25 protein-coding genes and 1 pseudogene are annotated in these 24726 nt (G+C 68.8%); 18 read left to right on the top strand and 8 right to left on the bottom strand.

The window, feature by feature from the left end:
• Nucleotides 1-6 precede the first annotated feature (6 nt).
• The 13 genes from KUTG_RS07330 to KUTG_RS07270 all read left to right on the top strand — a co-directional run bounded on the left by KUTG_RS07330 (nt 7) and on the right by KUTG_RS07270 (nt 12003).
• Complete coding sequence (locus KUTG_RS07330) at nt 7-759, top strand: glucose 1-dehydrogenase (RefSeq protein WP_043715848.1); 753 nt, start codon at nt 7-9, stop codon at nt 757-759.
• Nucleotides 756-1517 (top strand): MlaE family ABC transporter permease, encoded by a 762-nt coding sequence (locus KUTG_RS07325; RefSeq protein WP_043715846.1) that lies wholly within the window; start codon nt 756-758, stop codon nt 1515-1517. The genes KUTG_RS07330 and KUTG_RS07325 overlap by 4 nt, the downstream gene beginning before the upstream one ends.
• 1 nt (nt 1518) lies before the next feature.
• On the top strand, nt 1519-2325 hold the full coding sequence (locus tag KUTG_RS07320; RefSeq protein WP_052394165.1) for an MlaE family ABC transporter permease: 807 nt from the start codon (nt 1519-1521) through the stop codon (nt 2323-2325).
• Nucleotides 2322-3593, top strand: coding sequence for an MCE family protein (locus tag KUTG_RS07315; RefSeq protein ID WP_043715844.1), 1272 nt, complete (start codon nt 2322-2324; stop codon nt 3591-3593). Before KUTG_RS07320 ends, KUTG_RS07315 begins: the two co-directional genes overlap by 4 nt.
• Nucleotides 3590-4624 carry an MCE family protein gene (locus KUTG_RS07310; protein ID WP_043715841.1) on the top strand — a complete coding sequence of 345 codons (1035 nt, stop codon included), beginning with the start codon at nt 3590-3592 and terminating at the stop codon, nt 4622-4624. The genes KUTG_RS07315 and KUTG_RS07310 overlap by 4 nt, the downstream gene beginning before the upstream one ends.
• Nucleotides 4621-5631, top strand: coding sequence for an MCE family protein (locus KUTG_RS07305; protein ID WP_043728586.1), 1011 nt, complete (start codon nt 4621-4623; stop codon nt 5629-5631). The genes KUTG_RS07310 and KUTG_RS07305 overlap by 4 nt, the downstream gene beginning before the upstream one ends.
• A complete protein-coding gene (locus KUTG_RS07300; RefSeq protein WP_043715839.1) occupies nt 5628-6770 on the top strand; it encodes an MCE family protein in 1143 nt (380 codons plus the stop codon). The genes KUTG_RS07305 and KUTG_RS07300 overlap by 4 nt, the downstream gene beginning before the upstream one ends.
• Nucleotides 6767-7819: an MCE family protein gene (locus tag KUTG_RS07295; RefSeq protein WP_084579007.1), complete on the top strand. Its 1053-nt coding sequence runs from the start codon at nt 6767-6769 to the stop codon at nt 7817-7819. The genes KUTG_RS07300 and KUTG_RS07295 overlap by 4 nt, the downstream gene beginning before the upstream one ends.
• Nucleotides 7816-8976: an MCE family protein gene (locus KUTG_RS07290; protein WP_043715838.1), complete on the top strand. Its 1161-nt coding sequence runs from the start codon at nt 7816-7818 to the stop codon at nt 8974-8976. Before KUTG_RS07295 ends, KUTG_RS07290 begins: the two co-directional genes overlap by 4 nt.
• Nucleotides 8973-9455, top strand: a complete 483-nt coding sequence (locus tag KUTG_RS07285) for a hypothetical protein (RefSeq protein WP_043715836.1) — start codon at nt 8973-8975, stop codon at nt 9453-9455. The genes KUTG_RS07290 and KUTG_RS07285 overlap by 4 nt, the downstream gene beginning before the upstream one ends.
• Complete coding sequence (locus tag KUTG_RS07280) at nt 9452-9925, top strand: hypothetical protein (RefSeq protein WP_043715834.1); 474 nt, start codon at nt 9452-9454, stop codon at nt 9923-9925. Before KUTG_RS07285 ends, KUTG_RS07280 begins: the two co-directional genes overlap by 4 nt.
• 87 nt (nt 9926-10012) lie before the next feature.
• Nucleotides 10013-10585, top strand: a complete 573-nt coding sequence (locus KUTG_RS07275) for a PadR family transcriptional regulator (RefSeq protein WP_043728581.1) — start codon at nt 10013-10015, stop codon at nt 10583-10585.
• Nucleotides 10585-12003 (top strand): FAD-dependent monooxygenase, encoded by a 1419-nt coding sequence (locus tag KUTG_RS07270; RefSeq protein ID WP_043715833.1) that lies wholly within the window; start codon nt 10585-10587, stop codon nt 12001-12003. Before KUTG_RS07275 ends, KUTG_RS07270 begins: the two co-directional genes overlap by 1 nt.
• 147 nt (nt 12004-12150) lie before the next feature.
• On the opposite strand, the gene KUTG_RS07265 is transcribed toward KUTG_RS07270, so the two are convergent.
• Complete coding sequence (locus tag KUTG_RS07265) at nt 12151-12777, bottom strand: DUF4360 domain-containing protein (protein WP_043715831.1); 627 nt, start codon at nt 12775-12777, stop codon at nt 12151-12153.
• 319 nt (nt 12778-13096) lie between these two features.
• Here KUTG_RS07265 and KUTG_RS53065 point away from each other — a divergent pair, with 319 nt between their 5' ends.
• Nucleotides 13097-13453 (top strand): hypothetical protein, encoded by a 357-nt coding sequence (locus KUTG_RS53065; RefSeq protein ID WP_052394163.1) that lies wholly within the window; start codon nt 13097-13099, stop codon nt 13451-13453.
• On the opposite strand, the gene KUTG_RS07255 is transcribed toward KUTG_RS53065, so the two are convergent.
• The 5 genes from KUTG_RS07255 to KUTG_RS07235 form a co-directional block, all read right to left on the bottom strand.
• A complete protein-coding gene (locus KUTG_RS07255) occupies nt 13443-13721 on the bottom strand; it encodes a DUF3052 family protein (RefSeq protein ID WP_198047052.1) in 279 nt (92 codons plus the stop codon). The two genes, KUTG_RS53065 and KUTG_RS07255, sit on opposite strands and share 11 nt — an antisense overlap.
• 543 nt (nt 13722-14264) lie before the next feature.
• Nucleotides 14265-16004, bottom strand: coding sequence for a glycoside hydrolase family 5 protein (locus tag KUTG_RS07250; protein WP_043715829.1), 1740 nt, complete (start codon nt 16002-16004; stop codon nt 14265-14267).
• A gap of 123 nt (nt 16005-16127) precedes the next feature.
• On the bottom strand, nt 16128-17123 hold the full coding sequence (locus tag KUTG_RS07245) for a trypsin-like serine peptidase (RefSeq protein ID WP_043715827.1): 996 nt from the start codon (nt 17121-17123) through the stop codon (nt 16128-16130).
• Between the two features lie 58 nt (nt 17124-17181).
• Nucleotides 17182-18384, bottom strand: coding sequence for a PucR family transcriptional regulator (locus KUTG_RS07240; protein WP_052394161.1), 1203 nt, complete (start codon nt 18382-18384; stop codon nt 17182-17184).
• A gap of 200 nt (nt 18385-18584) precedes the next feature.
• On the bottom strand, nt 18585-19241 hold the full coding sequence (locus KUTG_RS07235) for a class I SAM-dependent methyltransferase (RefSeq protein ID WP_232240695.1): 657 nt from the start codon (nt 19239-19241) through the stop codon (nt 18585-18587).
• 171 nt (nt 19242-19412) lie between these two features.
• Here KUTG_RS07235 and KUTG_RS07230 point away from each other — a divergent pair.
• Both KUTG_RS07230 and KUTG_RS07225 read left to right on the top strand, forming a co-directional pair.
• Nucleotides 19413-20590: pseudogene (locus KUTG_RS07230) on the top strand (ROK family protein).
• A gap of 126 nt (nt 20591-20716) precedes the next feature.
• Nucleotides 20717-21352 carry a winged helix-turn-helix transcriptional regulator gene (locus KUTG_RS07225; protein WP_157494379.1) on the top strand — a complete coding sequence of 212 codons (636 nt, stop codon included), beginning with the start codon at nt 20717-20719 and terminating at the stop codon, nt 21350-21352.
• A 107-nt stretch (nt 21353-21459) separates the two neighbouring features.
• On the opposite strand, the gene KUTG_RS07220 is transcribed toward KUTG_RS07225, so the two are convergent.
• Nucleotides 21460-22095 carry a DUF4360 domain-containing protein gene (locus KUTG_RS07220; RefSeq protein ID WP_043715825.1) on the bottom strand — a complete coding sequence of 212 codons (636 nt, stop codon included), beginning with the start codon at nt 22093-22095 and terminating at the stop codon, nt 21460-21462.
• 161 nt (nt 22096-22256) lie between these two features.
• The gene (locus tag KUTG_RS07215; RefSeq protein WP_043715823.1) at nt 22257-22991 is read right to left on the bottom strand and encodes an SDR family oxidoreductase; all 735 of its coding nucleotides are present in this window, start codon (nt 22989-22991) and stop codon (nt 22257-22259) included.
• A gap of 205 nt (nt 22992-23196) precedes the next feature.
• Between KUTG_RS07215 and KUTG_RS07210 the strand changes: the two genes are divergently transcribed.
• Together KUTG_RS07210 and KUTG_RS07205 are read left to right on the top strand one after the other, a co-directional pair.
• On the top strand, nt 23197-24420 hold the full coding sequence (locus KUTG_RS07210; RefSeq protein ID WP_084581020.1) for a serine/threonine-protein kinase: 1224 nt from the start codon (nt 23197-23199) through the stop codon (nt 24418-24420).
• A complete protein-coding gene (locus KUTG_RS07205; protein ID WP_157494378.1) occupies nt 24414-24713 on the top strand; it encodes a hypothetical protein in 300 nt (99 codons plus the stop codon). Before KUTG_RS07210 ends, KUTG_RS07205 begins: the two co-directional genes overlap by 7 nt.
• The last annotated feature ends 13 nt before the right edge of the window (nt 24714-24726 follow it).

The following is a 24726-nucleotide window of genomic DNA, read 5'->3' as shown; positions in this document are numbered from 1 at the left end:
ACGGCCATGACGGGACGACTCGACGGCAAGACCGCGCTGATCACCGGCGCGGCCCGGGGCCAGGGCGCGGCCGCGGCGCGGCGGTTCGTCGCGGAAGGCGCCCGTGTGATCATCGCGGACGTCAACGACGACGCCGGCAAGGCGCTGGCCGACGAGCTCGGCGAGGCCGCCGACTACCGGCATCTCGACGTCGGCTCGGAAGAGGACTGGGCTCAGGTCGCCGGCGAGCTGGAACGGCTGGACGTGCTGGTCAACAACGCCGGTGTGCTGCACTTCTCGCCGCTGGGCAAGACCACCCTGGCCGACTACGAGCGGGTGATCCGGATCAACCAGATCGGCACGTTCCTCGGCATGCGCTCGGCGGTGCCGCTGATGAAGGAGCACGGCGGCTCCATCGTGAACGTGTCCTCCGTGGAGGGTCTGGCCGCGATGCCGCTGCTGGTGGCCTACTCCGCCTCCAAGTTCGCCATCCGCGGCATGACCAAGGTGGCGGCGGTGGAGTTGGGCCGCAAGAACATCCGGGTCAACTCGGTGCATCCCGGCGCGATCGACACCGACATGGTGAAGACCGCGTTGGGCGGCCACGAGATGGACATGACGCCGGTGCTCAAGAAGCTGGCCATCCAGCGCGCCGGCCGGCCCGAGGAGGTCGCCAACGTGGTGCTGTTCCTGGCCAGCGACGAGAGCTCCTACTGCACCGGCGGCGAGTTCTCGGTGGACGGCGGGGCGGCCGCGACCCACGCCCTGGCCCCGTCATGATCGTCGCGTTCCGTCAGGTCGGGCGGATCTCCCTGCTGGGCTGGGACGTCGTGCGGTCGGTGCCGCAGCGGCCCTTCCAATGGCGGGAGCTGATTCGCCAGTCCTGGTTCTTCGCCAGCGTCACCATCCTGCCCACGGCGATGGTGGCGATCCCGTTCGGCGCGGTCATCTCGCTGCACCTCGGCTCGCTGACCAAGCAGATCGGCGCCCAGTCGTTCACCGGCGCGGCCAGCGCGCTGGCGATCATCCAGCAGGCCAGCCCGCTGATCACGGCGCTGCTGGTGGCCGGGGCGGGCGGCTCGGCGATGTGCGCGGACGTCGGCGCGCGCACCATCCGCGAGGAGATCGACGCCATGCGGGTGCTGGGCGTGCCGCCGGTGCAGCGGCTGATCGTGCCCAGGGTGCTGGCCGCGATGTTCGTGTCCATCCTGCTCAACGGTCTGGTCAGCGTGGTCGGTGTGCTGGGCGGCTACTTCTTCAACGTGATCATGCAGGGCGGCACGCCCGGCGCCTACCTGGCCAGCTTCAACGCGCTGGCCCAGCTGCCGGACCTGATGGTCAGCGAGCTCAAGGCCGTGATCTACGGCTTCATCGCCGGCGTGGTGGCGGCCTACCGCGGGCTGAACCCGTCGGCCGGTCCCAAGGGCGTCGGCGACGCCGTGAACCAGGCCGTGGTCATCACCTTCCTGTTGCTGTTCCTGGTGAACGTGGTGCTGACCGGCATCTACCTCCAGCTGGTCCCGCCGAAGGGCATGTGACATGACCACGCCCGCAGTGCAACTGGAGAACCTCGGCCGCCAGATGGCGTTCTACGGCCGGGCCATCGCGTGGGTGCCGCAGGCGATTCGCCGCTACCCGCGCGAGGTGCTGCGGCTGCTCGGCGAGGTCAGCTTCGGCAGCGGGGCGCTGGCGGTCATCGGCGGCACGCTCGGCGTGATGATCGGCATGACCCTGTTCACCGGCACGATCGTCGGCCTGCAAGGCTATTCGGCCCTCAACCAGCTCGGCACCTCGGCGCTGACCGGGTTCATCTCGGCCTACTTCGACACGCGCGAGGTGGCCCCGCTGTCGGCCGGCCTGGCGCTGTCGGCCACGGTGGGCTGCGGCTTCACGGCTCAGCTCGGCGCGATGCGCATCTCCGAGGAGGTCGACGCGCTGGAGGTCATGGGTGTTCCCAGCCTGCCGTACCTGGTCACCACACGCATGATCGCCGGCGTCGCCGCGGTCATTCCGTTGTACGTCATCGGTTTGCTCTGCTCCTATCTGGCCTCCCGCGAGATCACGGTCCTGTTCTACGGGCAGTCCGCCGGCACCTACGACCACTACTTCGCCCTGTTCTTACCGCCGGAAGACGTGTTGTGGTCCTTCGGCAAGGTCATGGTGTTCAGCGTCGTGGTGATCCTCGTGCACTGCTATTACGGCTACACCGCGACCGGCGGGCCGGCCGGTGTCGGCGTCGCGGTCGGCCGGGCGGTGCGGGCGGCGCTGGTGTCGCAGACGGTGCTGGACTTCTTTCTCAGCCTGGCGATCTGGGGCTCGTCCACGACGGTGCGGATCGCCGGATGAACCGCTATCACGTGTTCGGCGCGGCCTTCCTGGTGGTCATCGTGGCCTTCCTGACGTTCACGGTCGCCGTCTACGAGAAGGCCTTCACACCGGCCGTGCACGTGACCCTGAAGGCCGACTCGGTCGGCAACCAGCTCACCCCCGGCGCGGACGTCAAGGTGCGGGGCGTGGTCGTCGGCGAGGTGCGCTCCGTCGGCACCGACGGCGGCGTGGCGTCGCTTGACCTTGCGCTGCAACCGGATCTGGTCGATCAGGTGCCGGCGAACGTGACAGCCCGGCTGCTGCCGAAGACCCTGTTCGGCGAACGCTATGTGGCGCTGCAGATTCCTACCCGCCCGGCCGCGCCGATCGAGGCCGGGGCGGTGATCGGGCAGGACCGGAGCAGCTCGGCCATCGAGATCAGCAAGGTGCTGGACGACCTGATGCCGGTGCTCCAGGCCGTGCAACCACAGAAGCTCGCCGGCACTCTGACCGCGCTGTCGCAGGCGTTGGACGGTCGCGGCAAGCAGCTCGGCGAGGTGTTGACCCAGGCCGACTCCTACCTCAAGCAGCTGGCGCCGTCGCTGCCCGACCTGAACGCCGATCTGGCCGCCCTGTCGCAGGTCGCCGACACGTATTCGACGGCGGCGCCGGACTTCCTGCACGCCCTGGCCGATCTGACCACCACCAGCCGGACCCTGGTCGATCAGCGAACCCAGCTGGACACGCTGTACTCCGTGGTCACGACCACGGGCGTGGACCTGGACAGCTTCCTGCGGGTCAACCAGGCCAACGTGATCGGCCTCGCCGCCTCGGCCGCGCCGACCCTGGCCGTGCTGGCCAAGTACGCGCCGGAGTATCCCTGTGTGCTGGGGCAGCTCGCCGACCAGCTCGCCAACGCCGACTTCACCTTCGGCAAGGGCACGGATCACCCGCAGATGGGCAAGTTCACGCTGTCGATCACCGCCAGCCGCGGGGCGTACAAGCCGGGCGTGGACACACCGAAGTACCTGGACACCCGCGGGCCGCAGTGCTACCAGAAAGCCAGTGCCGGCAACCTTTTCCCGCAGTACCCGCCCGGCGGACCCATCCAGGACGGCTCCACCCATCCGCCGGCCGGCACCACCGTGCAGGCCGCCGCCGGGTCCGTCGCCGGTTCGCCGGCTGAGCAGCAGCTGCTCAATCTCCTGATGGCTCCCCAGCTCGGCGTGATGCCGCAGGACGCGCCCGGCTGGAGTTCGCTGGTGGTCGGCCCGCTGTTGCGCGGCTCGGAGGTGACGCTGAAATGAGATCCACCCTCGGCGCCGGTGTGAAGATCACCCTCTTCACGGTGGTCACCGTATTGCTGACCGGCATGCTCGCGGCCACCATCGTCAATGCCAGCCTCGGAAACACCGCCCGGTACCACGCGGTCTTCACGGACGTCAGCGGCCTGAACAAGGGTGACGACGTCCGTGTCGCCGGTGTCCGAATAGGACAGGTCGACGACATCGCTCTGGTGGACAACAAGAACGCCGAGGTGACCTTCGAGCTGGCCGCCGACCGCAAGCTGCCGGCGTCCTCCACGGCCACGATCAAATACCGGAACCTGGTGGGGCAGCGCTACATCTGTCTCGACACCGACGTCGGCGACCCGAACGCGGTCCTGGAGCCGGGCACGACGATCCCGCTGAGCCGCACCCAGCCGGCGCTGAACCTGACCGCGCTGTTCAACGGGTTCAAGCCGCTGTTCCAGGCGTTGTCGCCCAAGGACGTCAACCAGCTGTCGTACGAGATCATCCAGGTGCTGCAAGGCGAAGGCGGCACCATCAACGACCTGCTGGCCCACACCGCCTCCGTCACCTCGGCCATTGCCGGGCGGGACAAGGTGATCGGCCAGGTGATCGACAACCTGACCGCCGTGCTGGCCACCATCAACGGCCGTGGGACCGAGCTGTCGAGCCTGATCTCGACCGTGCAGCAGCTGGTCAGCGGCCTGGCCGAGGACCGCCAGCCGATCGCCGACGCGATCACCGCGCTGGACGGCCTGACCGCCGCCACCTCCGACCTGCTGGCCCAGGCCCGGCCGTCGCTGCAACAGGACATCGGCAACCTCGGCCAGGTGTCGACCCTGCTCAACCACGCCGATCCGACGCTGGACAAGTTCCTGCAGAAGCTGCCCGGCGATCTCCAGGCCTTCACCCGGACCGCCAGCTACGGCGGCTGGTTCAACTACTACCTGTGCCGGCTGTCCGGCTCGATCAGCGTCGGTTCGCTGGGCGTGGCGCTGCCGATCGTGCCGTTCCCGGTGTCCCAGATGCCGGCGAGGTGTGGCCCATGAGGCGGGAAGCGCTGGTCGGGTTGGTCACGGTGGTCGTGCTGGCGCTCGGTGTGCTGGCCGCGTTCAACGCCGACGACCTGCCGATCATCGGCGGCGGCACCACGTACTCCGCCTATTTCAGCGAGTCGGCCGGCTTGGTCGCCGGCAACGAGGTCAGCGTGGCCGGCGTGAAGGTCGGGCAGGTGCGGCGGGTGTCGTTGGCCGGCAACAAGGTGCTGGTCGAGTTCCGGGTCAGCGACGTCTTCCTCGGCGACAAGTCGAGCGCGTCCATCCAGATCCGGACCGTGCTCGGCGACAAGTACCTTGCGCTGCAACCGGATGGCACCCAGGCGCAGGATCCGCGGCAGACCATTCCCAAGGACCGCACGCTGTCGCCGTTCGACGTCACCGACGCGATCAACCAGCTCGGCAGCACCGTCGGCCAGATCGACCCGACCCAGCTCGCCGCCAGCTTCCAGGTGCTGTCCGACGCCCTGAAGGACACGCCGGAGCCGTTGAAGCAGGCCGCCGCCGGGCTGTCGTCACTGTCCATGACGATCGCGTCCCGTGACGATCAGATCGCCGGAATGTTGGCCGGCACCAACCAACTGAGCGCCACGGTGGCCTCCCGCGACACCGAGATCACCAAGCTGCTCGACGACGGCAACCTGCTGCTCGGCGTTGTGCAGCAACGCAAGCAGGCCATCGCCCAGCTGCTCACCGGCACCCAGCAGCTGGCCAAGCAGCTCAGCGGCCTGGTCACCGACAACCAGAACCAGCTCAAGCCGGCGCTGGACCAGTTGGACGAGGTCACCGCCGTCCTCGCCCGCAACCAGGACAACCTCAACCAGGCCCTGGCCTCGCTGGCCCCGTTCGTCCGCGTCTTCAACAACACCATCGGCACCGGCCGCTGGTTCGACGGCTACATCTGCGGCCTGCTGCCACCCGCGCAGACCACCGCCGGCCTGGAGTTCAACCCCGGCGGCTGCTCCACGCCGCTGGCCGATCCGAGCCTGGGGTCGAAATGACGCGCATCCTCGCCATCGCCTGCGTCGTCGCCCTGGTGCTGGCCAGCGGCTTCCTGTGGCTGGCCCCGACTTCCGGCACCGTCGTCACCGCGTACTTCGACAAGACCATTGGTCTGTACTCGGGTTCGGCCGTGCGGGTGCTCGGCGTGAAGGTCGGCACCATCGACTCCGTGACGCCGGTCGGCGGTCAGGTCAAGGTTCGGTTCACTGTGGACCGTGACGTGCGGATCCCGGCCTCCGTGCACGCTGTGGTCATCGCTCCCAGCCTGGTCAGCGACCGCTACGTGCAGCTCACGCCCGCGTACGACGGTGGCCCTGAGCTGCCGCCCAATTCCACGCTGTCCCGTGACCGCACCGCCAGCCCGGTCGAGCTGGACCAGTTGTTCACCAGCGTCGATCAGCTCAGCCAGGCTCTCGGCCCGTCCGGCGCCAACAAGAACGGCGCCCTGTCCAACCTCGTCGACACCGCCGCCGCCAACCTCTCCGGCACCGGCGATTCCCTCAACAACACCCTCAAGCAGCTCTCTTCGGCCGCCAGCACCCTCGACCACTCCAAGGGCGACCTGTTCGGCACCGTCAACAACCTCAGCCAGATCACGTCGACGCTGGCGTCCAGCGATCAGCAGGTCCACGACCTCACCGGCCGTCTCGCCGACACCACCGGCTTCCTCGCCGACAACCGCCAGCAACTCGCCGCCGCCGTGTCCTCGCTGGCCGCCGCCCTGACCAAGGTGCAGGGTTTCCTGACCGACAACAAGGGCCTCATCCAGACCAACGTCGACAACCTCGCCGCCATCACCAAGACCCTCGTCGACCAGCGGGCCGCCCTGGCCGAGGTGCTCGACGTGGCCCCCACCGCCGCCACCAACTTCGTCAACGCCTACGACGCCAAGTCAGGCTCCATCGCGGTTCGCGGCAATATCAACGAACTCACGTATCCGCCCGTGATGATGGTCTGCCAGCTCCTCCAGCGCAGCACCCCCACCCAGATCCCCGCCACCCTCGCCGACCTGTGCAAGCAGATCGCGCCGCTGTTGGACGGCACACTCCATCTGCCGTCGGCGGCGGACGTGTTGTCGGCGTTGCAACAGGGAAAGCTGCCTCCATTGCCGCTGCCGCTGCTGGGGGGAGGAAAATGAGAGTGGGGCCCGCCGTCCGTTCGCTGCCCGCCGGCAATGGTGGCGGCGTAGGGCGGCGCTCGCTGGCGATCGTCGTCGTTCCCCTACTCCTCCTGACCGGCTGCAGCCTCTACGACACACCCCTGCCCGGCGGCGCGGATCTCGGAGATCACCCCTATCACGTGACCGTGGAGTTCACTGACGTCCTCGATCTGGTGCCGCAGTCGAGCGTGAAGGTCGACGACGTGCCGGTAGGGCGGGTCGACCGCATCGACCTCGCGCCGGACAACAAGACCGCGCAGGTGGACGTGCTGATCAACGGCACGGTGCGGTTGCCCGCGAACACCGGCGCGCAGCTCGGCCAGTCCAGCCTGCTGGGGGAGAAGTACGTGCAGCTGACCGCGCCGGCGCAGGCCACTGGCGAGCTGCGGGACGGCGCGGTGATCACGAAGGACCGGACCGCCCGCAGCGCGGAGATCGAAGAGGTGTTGGGGGCGTTGTCGCTGCTGCTCAACGGGGGTGACATCGGGCAGGTGCAGAACATCGTCCGTGAGCTCAATGCGGCCATGACCGGCAGCGAGCCGCAGATCAGGTCCTTTCTGTCCCAAGTGGACAACCTGGTGCGGGACCTGGACGGGCAGAAGGACAACATCGTCAAGGCCATCGACGCCATGAACCGGTTGACGACCACATTGGCCGGGCAGCGGGACAACGTGGCCACGGCGCTGGACGGGCTGGGGCCGGGGCTGAAAGTCGTCACGGAGCAGCGCACCGAGCTGACCAGCATGTTGAACGCGCTGGACCACTTGTCTTCGGTGGCAGTGGACACGATCAACCGCAGCCGCGACGACCTGGTCGGTGATCTCCGGCAGTTGCAGCCGGTGTTGCAGAAGCTGGCCGAGACCGGGTCGAAGCTGCCGACGGCGCTGGAGTACCTGGCCACCTACCCGTTCAGCGACTACGCGGCCAACGACGTGAAGGGCGACTACTTCAACTCGGACATCCGGTTCAACCTGGACCTGAGCTCCCTGCTCGGCCCGCAGTCGCCGATCATCGGGGGTGCGGGATGAGGCTCCGTGTCCAACTGGCCGTATTCCTCGTGGTCGCGCTGGCCGGCATCGTGGGGCTGTACCGGTTTCTGGAGACACCGGGCTACCAGATCTCCGTGCAGCTCAGTGATTCCGGCGGGGTGTTCCCCAACGCGGAGGTGTCCTACCGGGGCGTGACGGTGGGGCGGGTCAACCAGCTCAAGCTGTCGAGTGCGGGCGTGCAGGCCGTGTTGACCATCGATGCCGCCGCACCGCAGATTCCGGCCAGTGCCAAGGCGGTCGTGGCCAACCGGTCGGCGGTGGGGGAGCAGTACATCGACCTGGAGCCGCAGGACGACAAGGGGCCCTATCTGAGCCAGGGATCGGTGATACCGCAGGAGCGGACGACGCTGCCGCCGAGCCCGGACCAGGTGCTGTCCAATTTGGACGCCCTGGTCAAGAGCGTGCCGGCGGACAAGCTGAAGGTCGTGGTGGACGAGCTGGACAAGACGTTCACCGGGACGGGACCGGACCTGCAGAAGCTGCTGGACGCCAGCAGCAGCCTGACGACCGAGGCGGCGAAGAACCTGCCGCAGACGAAGGCGTTGCTGAGCGACGGCAAGACCGTGCTGGAGACGCAGAACAAGGACGCGGCGGCGATCACCTCTTTCGCCCAGTCGCTGAACAAGGTTGCCGCGCAGCTCAAGGGATCCGACGCCGACATCCGGTCGCTGATCAGCGCGGCGCCGGCGGCGGCGCAGCCGGTGGACGACATCCTCCGGTCCTCGGGGCGGAATCTGAGCGTGGTGCTGGCCAACCTGTACACGACAACGGCGATCACCTCGTCGAGGACGGCCGGTATCGAGGAGCTGCTGGTGGCCTACCCGGTGATCACGGCGTTCACGCCGGGGCTGTCGCCGGACGGCACAGGGCACCTGGGACTGGTGCTGAACTTCTTCAATCCCTTCCCCTGCACCAAGGGCTACGAGACGACGCAGGAGCGACCGGCCAACAGCACGGCGCCGAAGGCGGCCAACGCCCAGGCCTACTGCGCGGAGCCGCCCAACAGCCCGATCGACGTCCGGGGCTCGCAGAACGTGCCGCGCGGCAACACGCCGCGGCTACCGGGTGCCCTCGGCACGACCACGACCACGCCGTCGCCGACGAACATGGCGCAGCTGCTGGGATTGTCGGGATGAACCGGGTCCTCGCGGTTGTCGCGCTGCTGGCCGTGCTGGGTGCCGGCTGGGCGGGCTGGAACTGGTGGCAGTCCGACCACTCCGACGACGTGACCTACGGGCAGACCCGGGACCTGGTGCTGGCGACCGCCTCGGACCAGATCAAGACCCTCAACACGGTCGACTACCGCAAGGCCGAGGACGATCTCACGCAGTGGCAGCGGGTCACCACCGGCAATCTGCTCAACCAGCTGACCAATCAGCACGACAGCGACGTGAACGCGACCAAGCAGCAGAAAACCGTGTCCACGGCCAAGATTGTCGACGCGGCGGTGGACACGGTGGACACTCGCGCCGGCACGGCGACCGTGCTTGTGGCAGTCGAGGTGACGATCAGGCAGGCTGACGGTCAGCCCTCCGTACGAAAGAGCCGCGTGGACGCGGTGCTGTCCCGGACCGAGGACGGCTGGAAGACCGGGACCGTGCAGGTGATCGAGTGAGGGCCGCGGCGGCGGTCATCGTCGTGGCCATCGCCGCGGCGGTCTGGTTCTGGGTCGACCAGGCGCCGCCGATGGCCAACACGGCGCTGGTCGACACGGCGACCACGAGCCAGGTCAAGGACCAGGTGAGGAAGGCGGTCGAGAACTCCTTCTCCTACGACTACACCGACACCGCCCGCACCGAGAAGGCGGCGCGAAGCGTCCTCGTCGGGGATGCCATGCGGCAGTACGAGCAGCTGTTCGAGCAGGTCCGCACGCAGGCGGCCGCGCAGAAACTGGTCCTGGTCAGCACCGTCCGCGCGATAGCGGTGCGGGAGCTCCACACCGACGACGCGACGCTGCTGGTGTTCGTGGACCAGCAGGCCGTGCGGACGGGAGACAACGGCAACACCTCGACATCGGCCCAGCTCAGGGTGGTCGCGCACCGGACCGGGGACACCTGGCGGGTGACCGGCCTGACCGTGCTCTGAACCGGCAACTCAGGTGCCCGAGAGCGGGACTCGCGGTTGACAGCGGTCATATAGTCGGTTCCGAATAGTCGGATCCGAGGAGTGGCCGTGGGCAGGAGAAGCCGCAACACGCTGGCGCTGGCGGTGCTGGGGCTGTTGATGGAGCAGCCGTCGCACCCGTACGAGATGGCGCAGCGACTGCGGGAGCGGAACAAGGAGACCAGCTTCAAGGTCACCACGGGCTCCCTCTACGACGTGGTCGAGGGGCTGGAGCGGGACGGGTGGATCCGTGCGGTGGAAATCGTGCGGGACGGCAACCGGCCGGAACGCACCGTCTACGAATACACCGAGCTGGGGCTGGCCGAGTTCCAGAAGTGGATCGACGAGCTGATCCGGGTGCCGGTCAACGAGTACCCGAAGTTCATCGCCGCCGTCAGCTACGTCGGCGTGCTCGGCGTCGAGGGCGCCGTCGCCGCGCTCACCGAGCGGGCCGACCGGCTGGAGGAATCCGTCAGGCAGACCGACGACCAGCTGAAGGGGATCACCCTGCGGCGGCTGTTCATGATCGAGGTGGAGTACGCGCAGGCGATGCGCCGCGCGGAAGTGGAATGGCTGCGACAGGCCGCCGCCGAGATGACCGCCGGCACGATCGCGTGGCCGAAACCGGGGGAGGAGCAGTGATGGACACCGATGTGGTGATCGCCGGCGCCGGGCCGGCCGGGCTGACGCTGGCCTGTGAGCTGGCGATGGTCGGCGTGCGCACCGTGTTGCTCGAACGCGAACCGCGGAAACCGGGATTCTGCCGTGGTTTCAACCTGAACGCCCGCAGCCTGGACGCGTTCGACCGGCGGGGCATCGCCGACCGCTTCATCGCCGAGGGCCACAAGGTGCCGGTGACGTCCTTCGGCGGCCTGCCGGCGCCGCTGGACATCGGCAGTCTCGGCTGGGAGCACCCGTACACGCTCGGCATCGCGCAGACCCGCGTCGAGGAGATCCTCGAAGAGCACGCCGCCGAGCTCGGCGTGGACATTCGCCGCGGCCAAGCCGTGCACGGCTTCACCCAGGACGACAGCGGCGTCACCGTCAACGGCGAGATCCGGGCCCGGTACCTGGTCGGCTGCGACGGCAGCCGCAGCGCGGTGCGCAAGCTCGCCGGCATCGATTTCCCCGGCACACCAACCACTCGCTACGTCATGCTCGGCGACGTCGAGACCGATCTTGTCCCCGGTAAGCACCTGGGCGGCGTCTTCGTGATCCCGCGCCCAGGCTACGTCCGTGTCGTGGTGGCGGACCCCGTGTTCGACCGTGCCGAGCCGATCACCCTGGCCCAGCTCAATTCCACGGTGGACGAAGCGCTCGGCCGGCACGTCGAGATGGCCGAACCCCGCTGGCTCACCAGGTTCGGCAACGCCGCCCGGCAGGCGGCCCAGTACCGCAGCGGACGCGTGCTGCTGGCCGGCGACGCCGCGCACATCCACCCGCCGGCCGGCGCGCAGGGCGTCAACCTGGCCATCGCGGACGCGATGAACCTGGGCTGGAAGCTGGCCGCCGCCGTGCGGGGCTGGGCCTCGCCGGAACTGCTCGACACGTACCACCGCGAGCGGCATGCGGCCGGGGCGCGAGTCCTGCTGCACACGCAGGCACAGGCGTTGCTCGCCGGCGACGGGATCGGCCCCTTGCGCGACCTGTTCGCCGAACTGAGCGAGCTCGACGGCGTCGGCCGATACCTGGCCGAACTCGCGACCGGGGTGGAAACCCGGTACGAGATGGGCGAATTCGCCACTCATCCGTGGCTCGGGCGAATGGCTCCGGACATTCCGATCGCGATCGACGGGTGTCCGACCAGTGTCGCCAAGCTGCTGCGCGGCGGCTCCGGACTGCTGCTCGACTTCGGTGGGCTGGACCATCCGCCCCTGGACCGGGTCGACGTGGTGCGGGCCGAGCCGCTGGACACCGAGTCGATGGACGAGGGCCAGGTCGCGGCGATGCTGGTCCGGCCGGACGGCCACGTCGCCTGGCTGGCCACCGCCGACGGCCGGGCCGAGCCGGGGCCGCTGGCGGCGGCGCTGTCCCGCTGGTTCGGGCTGGTGCCGGCCTGAGGAGCCCACCGGCGCCCGGTTGGGCGGCTGGAACCGGGCGCCGGTGGGGCCTGACCGGGCGCCGCGTGCGGAGGACGCCGACGAGGCCGGGAAGCTGTCAGCGGGTCGGTGGCGCCGGGGGAGCGCCACCGATCCGGCCGAAAAAGATCAACATTCCTTCCAGGCGAAGCGATAAATGGTGTTAACACTTCCGTCCGTGGAGTCCATCGTCATGAAACTGGTGGTCGACGGGTCCGAGGTGCCGGCCGCGACGCGCAGCTCGGTGTTGACATTGAGGTTCCGGTCGACGCCGCAGGGCGCGAAGACCAATGCCGCGACATCGGTCCTGTCGACCGTCTCCCAGTCGTTGAAGAACGGACCCGAGAACCGGTGGGGGACGCGCGCCGTCGGCGACGTTCCCTGGAAGTAATAGTTGGCCTGTTCCATGCCGGAGGCGCCCGAGTGAAGATCGGCGAAGCCCCGGTAATCGGCCTCGGCGATCGCGTACGTGAACCCCTGGGGGACATGGACGCGCAGGGACAGCTGGCAGTTCTTCCTGATGTCCGTCGGCGCCGACTGCGGCCCGGCCTGGGCCAGGTATTGGCTGTAGGTGACGGTGAACGCGGAGTTGTCCGAGGCGACGGCCACGGCGGCGGTGCCGGCGGGGCACCCGGATCCGTTGACCGTCACGACGTTGACGGTGACCGGACCTGAAGGCGGGGCGGAATCGGGAGCGGAAACCGGGGCAAAGATCATCGATAATGCCATACCGGTAGCCGCCATCGTAGTAAGCATGGGTTTCCTTCCCAATACTTTTCACGACAGGATCGCACGCGTGGCTCACGGTAGCGCAGTCGTAACAACGGAGCACCCACTGAACGGTGGAACATGAAAACGGCCCGTTGTCCGATGGTGGGATGAATTGACCTCGGTTGCTTTACGCGTCGGAAACGGCTTTCCGTGTCTTGCTGCGTACGGGCTATCGGTAAACGCTCACGCCGATGCTGCGACTGCCCAAACCCGGCGACTCCGTTCGGCGCACGCGTTTGAGTCGGCGCCGAACGGGTAACCGCAGCCATCGGGCCGGACGGGCCCCCAGTGGAGGTGAACGGCCATGATCGTCGGACTCGTGTTGATCGTGCTGTCGGTCGCCGCAGCGGTGACCGCGGTGGCGTTCAACGGCTCCGGTGCCGGGCACGAGATCACCGCGTTCGGGCAACACGTGGCGAACGCCAACGATATGCAGATCTTTCTCGGCGGCATCGTGATCGCCCTGGTGTTCTGCCTCGGCGTGTGGATGGTGGCCGTGGCCGGCCGTCGCCGTCGGGCGGCGCGGGCCGACTACCGGACCGCGCGGCGGGAGGCCAACGACGCCGCCCGTGAGCGGGACCGGCTGGCCGAGCAGTTGAACGCCCAGGAGCAGCAGACGGCCGAGCTCGGCCGCCACCGCGACCACGAGGTCACACCCTGAGGTGACGAAGTTCCTTGCGCCACATGAACTTCAGGCCCGACCAGTCCTGTGACAGCGCGGCGACCTTGACGTCGACCAGCCCGGTCGGCAGCAGCAGTTCGCGCAGCAGGTTGTCGGTGATGTCACTGCGGTGACCACCGGCGCGGCGGGGCCAGCAGACCCACAGCGACGACGTCACCGCCAGTCCCGACACAAGGGTGGTGACGTCGTCACTGAGGTCGGCGTGGCGGCGGTAGAAGGCGAGGACGACGTCTGCCCCGGCGAACACTTTCGTGTCGCTGCACAGTTTCCGTCTGCCCGAAGGCTCCATGAACCCGCCAGTTATCCTAATCGTATGGGTGAGTGTTCTCCCACGTCATGCTATAGAGTCCGCGTAACACCTGATGTGGTCGTGGCGGCATGGACGAGTAGATAAATTCTAGTCTATCGGCGAAAGGTAGACAGAATTTGAGGGCGCCTTCCGCCAGTTGGCCTTAAATATCAAAAGGTCATTCTGATACAGCAGGATCCAGATCGAACAGGTAATCGGGTTTTTGAGTGCACCTAATGGACCATCAGGGGATAGATGCGATAAATCGTAATCTTAGCTGGGCGATTACCCTGCGGTACTGATCAGAAGCATCCTAGCGCTAATCCAACCTCTCAATGTGTGAATCCACCATGGTATGAACCAGCCACGCCGGGGGTCGCCTTCCAGCACTGTCACGTCCGGGAACATCCACCCCGGCGGGGCATGCCGCAGCGTCACCAGGTGGCCCGGCTTGATGCCGAGCTTGCGATCGAGCGGCGTGGCCTCGGCCATGCGGCGATTCTAGGAGTTCCCGGCAGTGGCTGAGGGCGCCCAGCGGGCGAGTTCGGCACGGGCGGCGGCGAGCTGGGCATCCGACGGCGTCGCCGACGGCTCGGCCACGAGCGCGTAGTGCAGGCCCGGCGTGGCCGGCAGCAGCAGGCGGTCGCCGGCGCGGGAGGCCGTCAGATCCGAGACCACCACTGCGTTCATGTCGGCCGGCACGTGCAGCTCCGTCGGGGCGTCCGAGGCCGATCCCTGCCACACCAGCACGCCGTAGCGGCCGCTGCCGACGATCGCCGACGTGGCGGGCATGGAGCCGGGGACCGGGTTCCAGGTCAGCACCTGGCTGCCGTCGCGCGACCGGTCCTCGTAGGTGAACGCCAGCGTGTGGCCGGCCACCGCCGCCGGGTACAGCCGGTCCAGCAGCCGCGAATCCAGGCGGAGCTGATTTCCTTGCACGGCCGAGTAGTCCTCGCCGTTCCAGGCGTCGGCCGTGGTCAGCACCTTGCTCGGGTTGTCGTTCATCAGCTCGTGGTGCTGTCCACTGTAGACGTCCCAGTGCCACTGCGTGCCCGACAGCACCGGGCCGGACTGCGCCGGGTGGCTCCACCAGTTCGCACCGGACAGCCGTGAGTCCAGCGCCTGGTACATCGCCTTCTCCACGGTCGGCGTCTTGTCCGACGTGTTGCCGGTCAACGGGTGCCCGAACTCGGTGACGATCGCCGCCGTGCCCAGTGCCGTGGCGCGGTCGCGGATCGTGCCGAAGTCGTTCGAGTACTGGCCGTCGCCGGCCTTGCCCGGCATGAACACGCCCGACTGCGCCAGCTCGTCGTAGAAGTGCGTGTTGAAGACGTAGCGGGTGCCCATCGCGCCGGTGTCGAGGAAGCCGCCGACCTGCTTCTGGAACGAGATGTTGGCGTTCCAGAACATGTTCGGCTCGACGAAGGCCGGCTTGTCCGGCCAGCCGGCGGTGTCCATGGCCTGCCGGAAGCGCTGGAAGAACGGCCACAGCACCGTCTGCTCCCAGGACTGGCTGGTCTGGTTGCTGTCGTAGCGGCCGGCGAACGGCTCGTTCCACGGGTCCATGCCGGCGAGCCCGGCGAACTCGTCGGCGCTCAGGTGGTCGTGCAGGTAGCGCATGGTCTGCGTGGCCTGGTTGACGAACTCGTCCTGCACGCCGTTGGCGTTGTGCCAGAAGTCGCTGGTGGCCGCGGTAACCGCGCCGTTGTTCGTGACGTTTTGTCCCCAGTGGACACAGAGGCCGCAGCTCTCCTGCGGGTAGTGGCCCTGGTCCACCACCCACTTCGGCGCGCCGTCGCCGCTGTACCAGCTGCCGGTGTTGAACAGGTAGCGGGAGTAGAGGTCCTGGTGGTAGTCCGGCAGCACCTCGAAGCCGGCGTCCAGGAAGGCCCGCATCTGGTCGGTCAGCTTGGTCAGATAGCCGGTGTCGACCTGGCCCTTGACCGGTTCAACGCCGGCCCACGAGATCATGAAGCGGACCGCGTTGGCGCCGGTGAGCCGGCGCATCGCCGCGGCCGAGGCCTGTGCGTCGGCCGTGCTCGCGAACGGCAGGAAACCGTTCTCGGCCAGCTTCACCTCGCCGGCTATGTTGAAGCCCCGCAACACGACCTCGCGGCCATGACCGTCCACAAAGGTCCCGTTGTGGACGGTCAGGCCGCGTGTTTCCGTTACCGCTGTCGCCGCGGGGGCCGTGCTGAGCACAGCCGTCGCCGCCGCGAGCACCGCGATCAGTGCCCTCATCACGCTCCCTGTAAAACATGAAAAAAATTCGCGCTTGACGGTAGTGATGAGCGTGAGCAGGGGTCAATGGGCCGTTCGGTGCCTTTCTCGATGCTCTTTGCGCTGATCGACTCGTTCGACAGGTCAGGAATGCTGGGCGCGTTCGTACAACGGTTTGGTGATCTTGCCGCTGAACTGCGGCCCGACCAGGTGTCGCGCGCATCCCGAGTGGTCTGGCGTGGCACAGACGTTGTCTGTGCCGGTCGTGAGATAGCCGCCCTGGGTGTTGTCGCCGACGACGGTGCCGATGCCGTGGTGGAAGTCGGCGATCCGGGGGCCGCCGCTGGAGCCGCCACCCATGGTGCAGGCCGCACCCCACATGTCGGGACCGGCCGGAAAGTCGGGCGGTCCCGGGTACTCCTTGGCGACGCCGTGGCAGAAGGCCGGCCGCTCGCCGGTGTACTCGGGCAGGTTGTCACGGGCGGGATCGCTGCTGGCGCGGGGATAGCCGAACTGGAACTGGTCGACGGCGCCGGGCCGGTCGAAGCCGATGTGCTGGGCGGCGCCGACGGCGTCCCGGACCCGCTGGCCCTGGGCGTTCGGGTTCAGCACCACGAAGGCCTGGTCGTACGGGTCGTACTTGGCGGCGTCCTGCTGGTCGTTGCGCAGCCAGGTCGCGTCGGCCACGCCGAGCCGGCCGACGAACTCGCCGTACGGGGCCTGGCCGTCGTGGTAGCCGGGGACGAACAGCACGTTGGCGTTCCAGGCGTTGTTGTCCCCCAACAGATCCGTGTTGTTCACGCAGTGCCCGGCGGTCACCGCCGTGCTGCGGTTGGCGCTGTCCACGACCGTCGCCGTGCAGCTGGCGTCCTCGCCGTGGTCGGTGAAGAACAGCCGGCCCACCGTCCGGTTCTCCCCGGTCCAGGGCGCGCCGTCGGGGCCGGCCTTGGGCGGGTTGTGCACAGTGGACGGCACGATGAGCGCCCTGATCCGCTCCGGCGTCCAGTAGGCCAGCACTGCCTGCTGGTCGGCGGCGCTGACCGCCTGCTCGTGCACCACCACATGGTCCGCGGCCGTCGCCGTCGGCGCGACGAAAACCGTGCCGGCGAAGAGAATTCCGATACCGAGTGCGGTTCGCATGCCGGGAGGCTACGGCCGAGATGTCAGGAACCTGTGGTGAGGACTTGAAGGTGCTGTGCTAGCCGGCTTCGCGGTCCTCCTGCTCCTGGGGCGGAGGCTCGATGAGGGAGGCGGCGCGGAGGGCGACCTCCAGCTCGAAACGGGCGTCGGGGCAGCGGAGCTGGTCCCCGAACAGGCGCTCCACCTGCCGCATGCGGTAGCGCACGGTTTGCGGGTGCACACGAAGGCGAGCGGCGATCTCGGGGGCGCCGCCGCGGGTCTCCAGCCATGCCAGCAGCGTCTCGCCCAGCCGCTTGTGCTGCTTGTCGGTCAGCGGCGCCAGCGGCGCGAGGCGCGTGCGGATGAGCTGCTCGACCAGGAACTCGTCGGTGAGCAGCCACAGCGTGGACAGGTGATCGGCGCACCGCACCGGGGAGGTGTCCTCGATGGTGTTGCGCCGCACCAGCTCCCGGGCCAGCTGCGCATGCCGGTACGACTTGGCGGCGTCGGACAGGGCGGTGGTCGGCCCGATCACCACCCGCCAGCCGGGCAGCGCGTCGGCGCAGCGGGACCACCAGTCGGCGGCGTCGGGATCGGGCACGATCAGGCAGGCCTGGGCGCCCTGGAAATCGGCCAGCACGGTGTCCGGCAGCTCGGGCACGGAGTCTCCGCTGACACGATCCAGCATCACGACGCAGAGCTGCGCCGGCAGCGGCCAGCGGGCGGGGGCGGCGAGCTCGGCCGCCTCGGGGCGGTCCCGGTCCTCCTCGCTGATCAGCAGCCGCACCAGGCGCTTGCGTCGCCGTTGCAAGCCCTGCGCGCTGCGGGCCTGCATGTCGGCGTAGCCCTCGACCGACAGGGCGATCAGCTCGTCGGCGTAGGCCAGGGTGGCCTCGCCGAGGGTGAACATCATGGCCGTGGGCAGGCCGCTGCGCTGCCTGAACCGAATCAGGTGCCGCCACGCCACGCGCGTGCCGAGGCGGTAGGCCTTCTGCAGTGAGTCGAGGCTGCGGCCCTCGCTGGCCTCCAGCCGGCCGAGCTGGCGGTACACCTCGGCGAAGTCGGCGCGGGGCCGGTCGGGTTCGGCGATGCGGTCCACGAACTGCTTCAGCGCCTGGTCGACGCCCAGCCGGATGGCCTGCCCGTAGCAGCCGTCCAGCGGCTTCGCGTACTCCGGGATCGTGGCCCGGATCGTGTGGACGATGTCCTCGGCCAGCGGGGCCAGCTGAGGTCTGATCAGTGTCGCCAATTCCCTGGGCAGCCGTTCGGCGGTCGTTCTCATGGCTTCATCCCCAGAACTGTCGTGGTGCGGTGATTCTGCCACACGGGACCGGTTTTGACTCCGGTCAGTAATCGTCACCACCGTGACAGTGAAGTGCTCATGATCGTGATAAAAACCGCAGAAAAGCCTTTCGCTCCATCACTGTCGAGTAACCCTCAACCCCCCGCGAGTCCCGCTCTCCGGCACACCGAAACACGGTTTCAAGCACACACCGCGACCAGGGACTTGGTCAGACCGGCGGCGCGCTCGTGCCAGATGTCCGAGTCGGGGAACAGCAGGCGCATCTCCGTCAGCGACAACAGCTCGGTGGCCAGCACGGCGTCGGTCGACTCGGCGCGGCCGGGAATCGCGGCGTGACCCAGCGGCCACAGGCGCACGGCCGCGGCCCGGGCCGGCACGGGCAGGAACTGGAGCCCGGGGAACGCCCAGTGCGGCTCGATGGGGAAATACCGGTAGGGCGTTTGCACCCAGTGCCGGTCGGAATGCCCGTGGATCACGTCCGCCAGCTGCCGCCGCCGGGAATAGCCACCGACGTGCTCCAGCAGGGAATTCGACACCACCAGGTCGAACTCCTTGCCCGACAGGCCTTCCGGCGCGCAGGCGTCGCCGACGACGTGGTCGACCCAGGGCTCCGGGGCCTGCGCCGGCACCAGGTTCACGGTCGTGACATGGGCCGGCCGGATGCTCGACTGCCGCCAGAAATCGGGCAGCCCGCCCAGATCGAGCACCCGCATCGACGCCAGCGACGGGAACCGCCGCGTCAGCTCGTTCCACCGCTTGGCCCGCGCCCGCGCGGACAGCGACCCCGGATTGTTCGGATCGGTCAGCACGCGCTGGATGGTGCGGCTCATGCTCATGGCCGGCTCCTCGCCCCTCGCCCCTCTACCCGACCCATCGGCCCGACCCCGTGACCGATTACGGGGGGTCGCTCGGACGCCACGAAACGGGCAAGGGCCCCTTCGGCCGCCCGACTACGTACACTCCGCCAGGTGAGCGAAACGGCCGGTATCCCGGTCAGACAGCAGGGGATGCGCGACCACAACCTGGGTGTGGTGCTGCGCGGCATCGCCGACGGCGAGGGCGTGTCGCGGGCCGAGGTGGCCGCGGCGACCGGCCTGACCAAGGCCACGGTCTCCAGCCTCGTCGACGAACTGGCCCGCCACGAGCTGATCGTGGAGGCCGGGCCGGCCGGCAACAGCGTTGGCCGCCCCGGACAAGCGCTGCGGCTCAACCCCGACGGGCCGGTCGGTGTCGGCGTCGAGATCAACGTGGACTACCTGGCGTGCTGCGTGCTCGACCTGTCCGGACGCCCACGGCACCAGGCGGTGTCGTTGGCGGACAACCGGGACCGGCCCGTGGCCGAAGTGCTGGCCGAGGCGGCGGGGCTGGTGGAGTCCGCGTTGGACGGGGCGAAAGCCGCCGGACTGTCGGCGTCCGGCGTCGTGGCGGCCGTGCCGGGCCTGGTGCGGACGGCCGAAGGGCTGCTGGCCTCCGCGCCGAATCTCGGCTGGACCCAGGTGGCGGTGGTGGACGACCTGTCCCGGCCCGGGTGGCCGCGGGTCAGCGTGGAGAACGAGGCGAACCTGGCGGCGCTGGGGGAGTTGTGGTTCGGCGAGCCCACCCGCACCGACTTCATCCACGTCTCGGGCGAGATCGGCATCGGCGCTGGCGTGATCGTCGGCGGCGAGCTGTTCCGTGGCCGCAACGGCTTCGCCGGGAGCTCGGTCACGTGACGGTGCGGCCCGACGGCCCCGTCTGCGGCTGCGGCGCCCGCGGCTGCCTGGAGGCGATCGCCGGCCAGGAGGCGATCCTGCGCGCGGCCGGCCTGCCGCCCAGCACCGGCACGACCCTGGCCACCCCGGCCGGGCCGTTGGCTCGGCTGGTGGAACGGGCGGTGGCAGGCGACGAGCGGGCCGTCAACGCCGTGCGGACGGCCGGTGAGGCCCTCGGCGTCGCCCTGGCCGGCATGGTCAACCTGCTCGACCTGGACGCCGTGCTGCTGGGCGGCATGTTCGCGTTGCTGGCGCCGTGGCTGCGGGAGCCGGTGCAGGCCGAGATGGCGACCAGGGTGTTGGGCGCTCGGTGGACGGAGCCGCAGGTCGAGGTGTCCAGACTCGGCTGGGAGGCGGCGGTTCGCGGCGCGGCCGGCTCCGTGGTCAACCGCATCGTGCAGAACCCGGCCGACCACATGCGCCGATCGGCCTGACCGGCCACGTCGGCTCTTGGACCGAGACCCGGAAAAACGCCGATTCCGCCTCTCGTGACCGTTCCCGAGGATAAGGTTGTATCAGCAAACTTTCGTGCCGGTGATCCCACGGGGGAGGTGAGGATCTTGAACATCAGGCGTGCCTACCACCAGTACTGCGGCCTCGCGTCCGCGCTGGACGTGTTGGGCGAGCGGTGGACCCTGCTGATCGTGCGTGAGCTCCTGTTGGGGCCGCGCCGCTACAGCGATCTGCTGGCCGACCTGCCGGGGCTGGGCACCAACCTGCTGGCCGACCGGCTGAAGTTCCTGGTCGACAAGGGCGTCATCCAGCAGTGCGCCGGCCGCCCCGCCTACGAGCTCACCGCGGGCGGCGCGCTGCTGCGGCCCATGGTGCTCGACCTCACCCGCTGGGGCTTCGGCTTCACCCCGGACAAGTCCACTGTGGACGCCGTGCGCCCGCGCTGGGGCTTCCTCGCCGCCGAGACCCGCCTGCGCGAGGACCGCGCCGGCGACATCGACGAGGACTATGAGTTCCACGTTGACGACGAGGTCTTCCGGTTCGAGGTACGGGACGGCCGCGTGCAGGCCGCGGCCGGGCGGGCCGGGGCGGCGTCGGTGGTGGCGACGGCGGACGCGGTGACGCTGGTGCGCTTGGGCGCCGGCCAGATGTCGGCGGACGACGCCATGGCGGCGGGGGAGCTGACCATCAGCGGCGCGGCCGACGCCGTGCGCCGCTGCCGGGAGCTACTGGACCTGGTCTGAAGCACCGCGAGTCCCGCTCTCTCGGGCAAGCATGAAGCAGGTTGCGACCGGCGCATGAGGAAGCCCCGCGCCACACCGTCGCACGGGGCTTCCTTTTGACCTGACCGTCAGGGGCAGGTCTTCCACGCGAAGTGGTAAGTGGTCGTAATGCCCACGTCCGTTGAGTCCATGCTGAGGAAGCTGGTTGTCGTCTTCGGGTTGGACGTTCCGGAGGCAACCCGGAGTTCGGTGTTAATGTTGAAGTTCCGCTCCTGGCCGCACGGCTCCCAGATCAGGGAGGCGATATCGGTGGTGTCGGTGTTCTGCCAGTCGTCGTCGAACGGCCCGGAGAGGTTGTGCGAGATATAGGCCGTCGGCGCGTTGCCCTGGAAGTAGTAGTTGGCGCGCTCCTGTCCGGTCGCACCCTTCTCCAGATGGCCGAATCCCCGGTAATCGGCCTCTGCGATCGCGTACGTGAATCCTGACGGCACGTGAACCCGGAGGTTCAGCTGGCAGTTCTTACGCAGGTCGGTCGGGAGCGCACCGACCCCGACCTGCGCCGTGTAGCTGCTGTAGGTCACGGTGAACGCCGTGTTGTCCGGGGCGACGGCGACCGCGGCCGTGCCGGCCGGGCACCCGGAGCCGAGGACCGTCGCGACGTCGATGACAATCTTGTCGGGCGGCGGAGGGGTGGTCCACGCAAACGGCTGGATCGTTTGCAAGAGGGAGAAAACCACACCGGTTGCGGCCAGCGTTTTCAGCATGGGTGTCCTTCCCAATACTCCACGACTGGGGGGCGGGTGCGACCCACGGTAGCCGCAAATGCGAAAAATGTGGCCCACTGAACGGAGTAACAAGCTGAGTCGTATTCAGCTTCGTCCTGACAGGGCACGATGGGATCGTCCCATGAGCGGCCTTTATTGTGTCAGCCGCGCCCGATGAATGGCATCGATGTGGCCATGACGGTCATGAACTGCACATTGGCGCTCAAGGGTAGGCCCGCCATGTAGAGCACCGCGTCGGACACCGCGGAGACGTCCATACGCGGTTCCGGGCGAATGGAGCCGTCCGCCTGGGGCGCACCGTCGGCCATTCGGGCGGTCATCGCCGTCTCGGCGTTGCCGACGTCGATCTGGCCGCACGCGATGTCGTGCTGGCGGCCCTCCAGCGACAGCACGCGGGTCAGTCCGGTCACGGCGTGCTTGCTCGCGGTGTAGGCCACCGAGTTGGGCCTCGGCACGTGCGCGGACAGCGAGCCGTTGTTGATGATCCGGCCGCCACGCGGCCGCTGGCGCTTCATCACCCGGAAGGCGGCACGGGCGCAGAGGAAGGAACCGGTGAGGTTGGTGCCGATCACCTTCGACCACATCTCGGCCGACATGTCCTCGACGGGCGCGGCCCGGCCGTTCGTGCCGGCATTGTTGACCAGAAGGTCGAGCCGGCCCCACGTGCTCTCCACGGTCTCGAACAGGGCCTCGACCTGTTCCTCGACCGCCACGTCACACGGCACGACCAGGGCGTTCTCCCGGTCGCCGGCGGTCTCCCGCAGCGTCTGCTCGCGCCGCCCGGCCAGCGCCACGTGGTAGCCGGCGTCCAGCAGGGCCACCGCCGTGGCCGCCCCGATGCCGGCGCCCGCGCCGGTCACAATTGCTGTCCTCATGCTGGTCAACGTACCGTCGCACGTCCATAGTGGACCCGGGTCAGGTGTGGCCAACACCTACTGCCCGTAGTAATACAAGGTCGCTATTGTGTGACCCATCGAGGGACGTGCGGGTGAGGGTGTTCACGAGGAGTAATCGGTCATCGACACGGGGCAGCTGATCGGCGGGCACTACCGGCTGGTCGAACGGGTGGGCAGCGGCGCCATGGGCGTCGTGTGGCAGGCCAGGGACGAGCGTCTCGAGCGGCTGGTCGCGATCAAGCAGCTCGTGCTGCAGCCCGGCCTGTCCGAGCAGGAGACGGACGAGGCGCGGCGGCGGGCCATGCGCGAGGCCCGGATCGCCGCCCGACTGCAGCATCCCAACGCGATCACGGTGTTCGACGTCGCCGAGAACGACGGCGAGCCGTGCCTGGTGATGGAGTTCCTGCCGTCCCGCAGCCTGTCCTCGGTGCTGGCCGAGCGCGGCACGCTCTCGCCCGAGGAGGCGGCCAAGATCTGCGCGCAGGTGGCCTCGGCGCTGTCCGCGGCGCACGCGGCCGGCATCGTGCACCGGGACGTGAAGCCGGCCAACATCCTGCTCACGGAGAACGGCACCGCCAAGATCACCGACTTCGGCATCTCCCGCGCCGTCGGCGACGTCACTGTCACACAGACCGGGATCTCGGCCGGAACGCCCGCGTACCTGGCGCCCGAGGTGGCCCGCGGCCACGACCCGAGCCCGGCGGCGGACGTGTTCTCGCTCGGCGCGACCTTGTACAACGCGGTCGAGGGCCGGCCGCCGTTCGGCACCAGCCAGAACCCGCTCGCCCTGCTGCACGCCGTCGCGACGGGCAAGGTGCCGCCGCCCAAGCAGGCCGGCTCCGTCACGACGCTGCTGATGGGCATGCTGGACGCCGAGCCCGAGGCCCGGCCGACCATGCGGGAGGCCGCGGACGCGCTGACCGAGGTCGGCGCCGGCCGCTCGATGACCTGGACGCCGACCGCGAGGACCGCCGTGTTGGCCGCCGAAGGCGAGGCCGAGCCGCCGGCGTTGTTCCTGGCCACCGCGACGCTGCCGGAGCAGACGACCAAGCAGGACGTGCGCCAGCCGCCGGCGCCGGACAAGCCGGCGTCGCGGCGGACGATCATCATCGGGCTGGTCGTGGCGGTGGTGGTGATCGCCACCGGCCTGATCGTGATCGCGGCCCTGAACGGCAACGGCAACGGCGGCACCCCGCCGACGACCTCGCTGAAGCCGACGACGACCGCGGGCCAGGTCCCGCCGCCGGCCAACACCGGGACGCAGCAGACCTCGTCCGCGCCGGCGCCGAGCAGCACGACCGGCGCCTCGACGACCACGACCACGACCACCACGACGACGACCCGGCCCAGGCCACCAACGATCCCGGCGGCCCGCCGATCGACAAGGGCCAGGCCGGCACCTTGGTGATCAACTACTACAACACCCCGAATCCGACCGCCGGGTGGGGTTCGCTGTCGACCAACATCCAGGCGCTGTTCAACAACGACCAGAACGCCTACAACCAGTACTGGGCCGGATTCAGCCAGGTCTACGGAAACGGCGCTTTCGGTGTGTCCGACAATCCCGACGGCTCGGTCTCGGTGCCGGTCGACGTCACCTTCATCGGCACGGACGGCAGCAACGTCACCCAGCACAAGCAGATCCGGGTCATCCGGGTGGCCGGCCAGTTGCGTATCGACGGCGACCCCCGCAAGAGCTGATCGGGGGCCGCCG

It is taken from the genome of Kutzneria sp. 744, assembly GCF_000568255.1.
In the GTDB taxonomy this organism is placed as follows: Bacteria; Actinomycetota; Actinomycetes; order Mycobacteriales; family Pseudonocardiaceae; genus Kutzneria.
The sequence above is the reverse complement of the archived record's forward strand: the minus strand, read 5'-3'. Positions and strand labels throughout refer to the sequence as shown.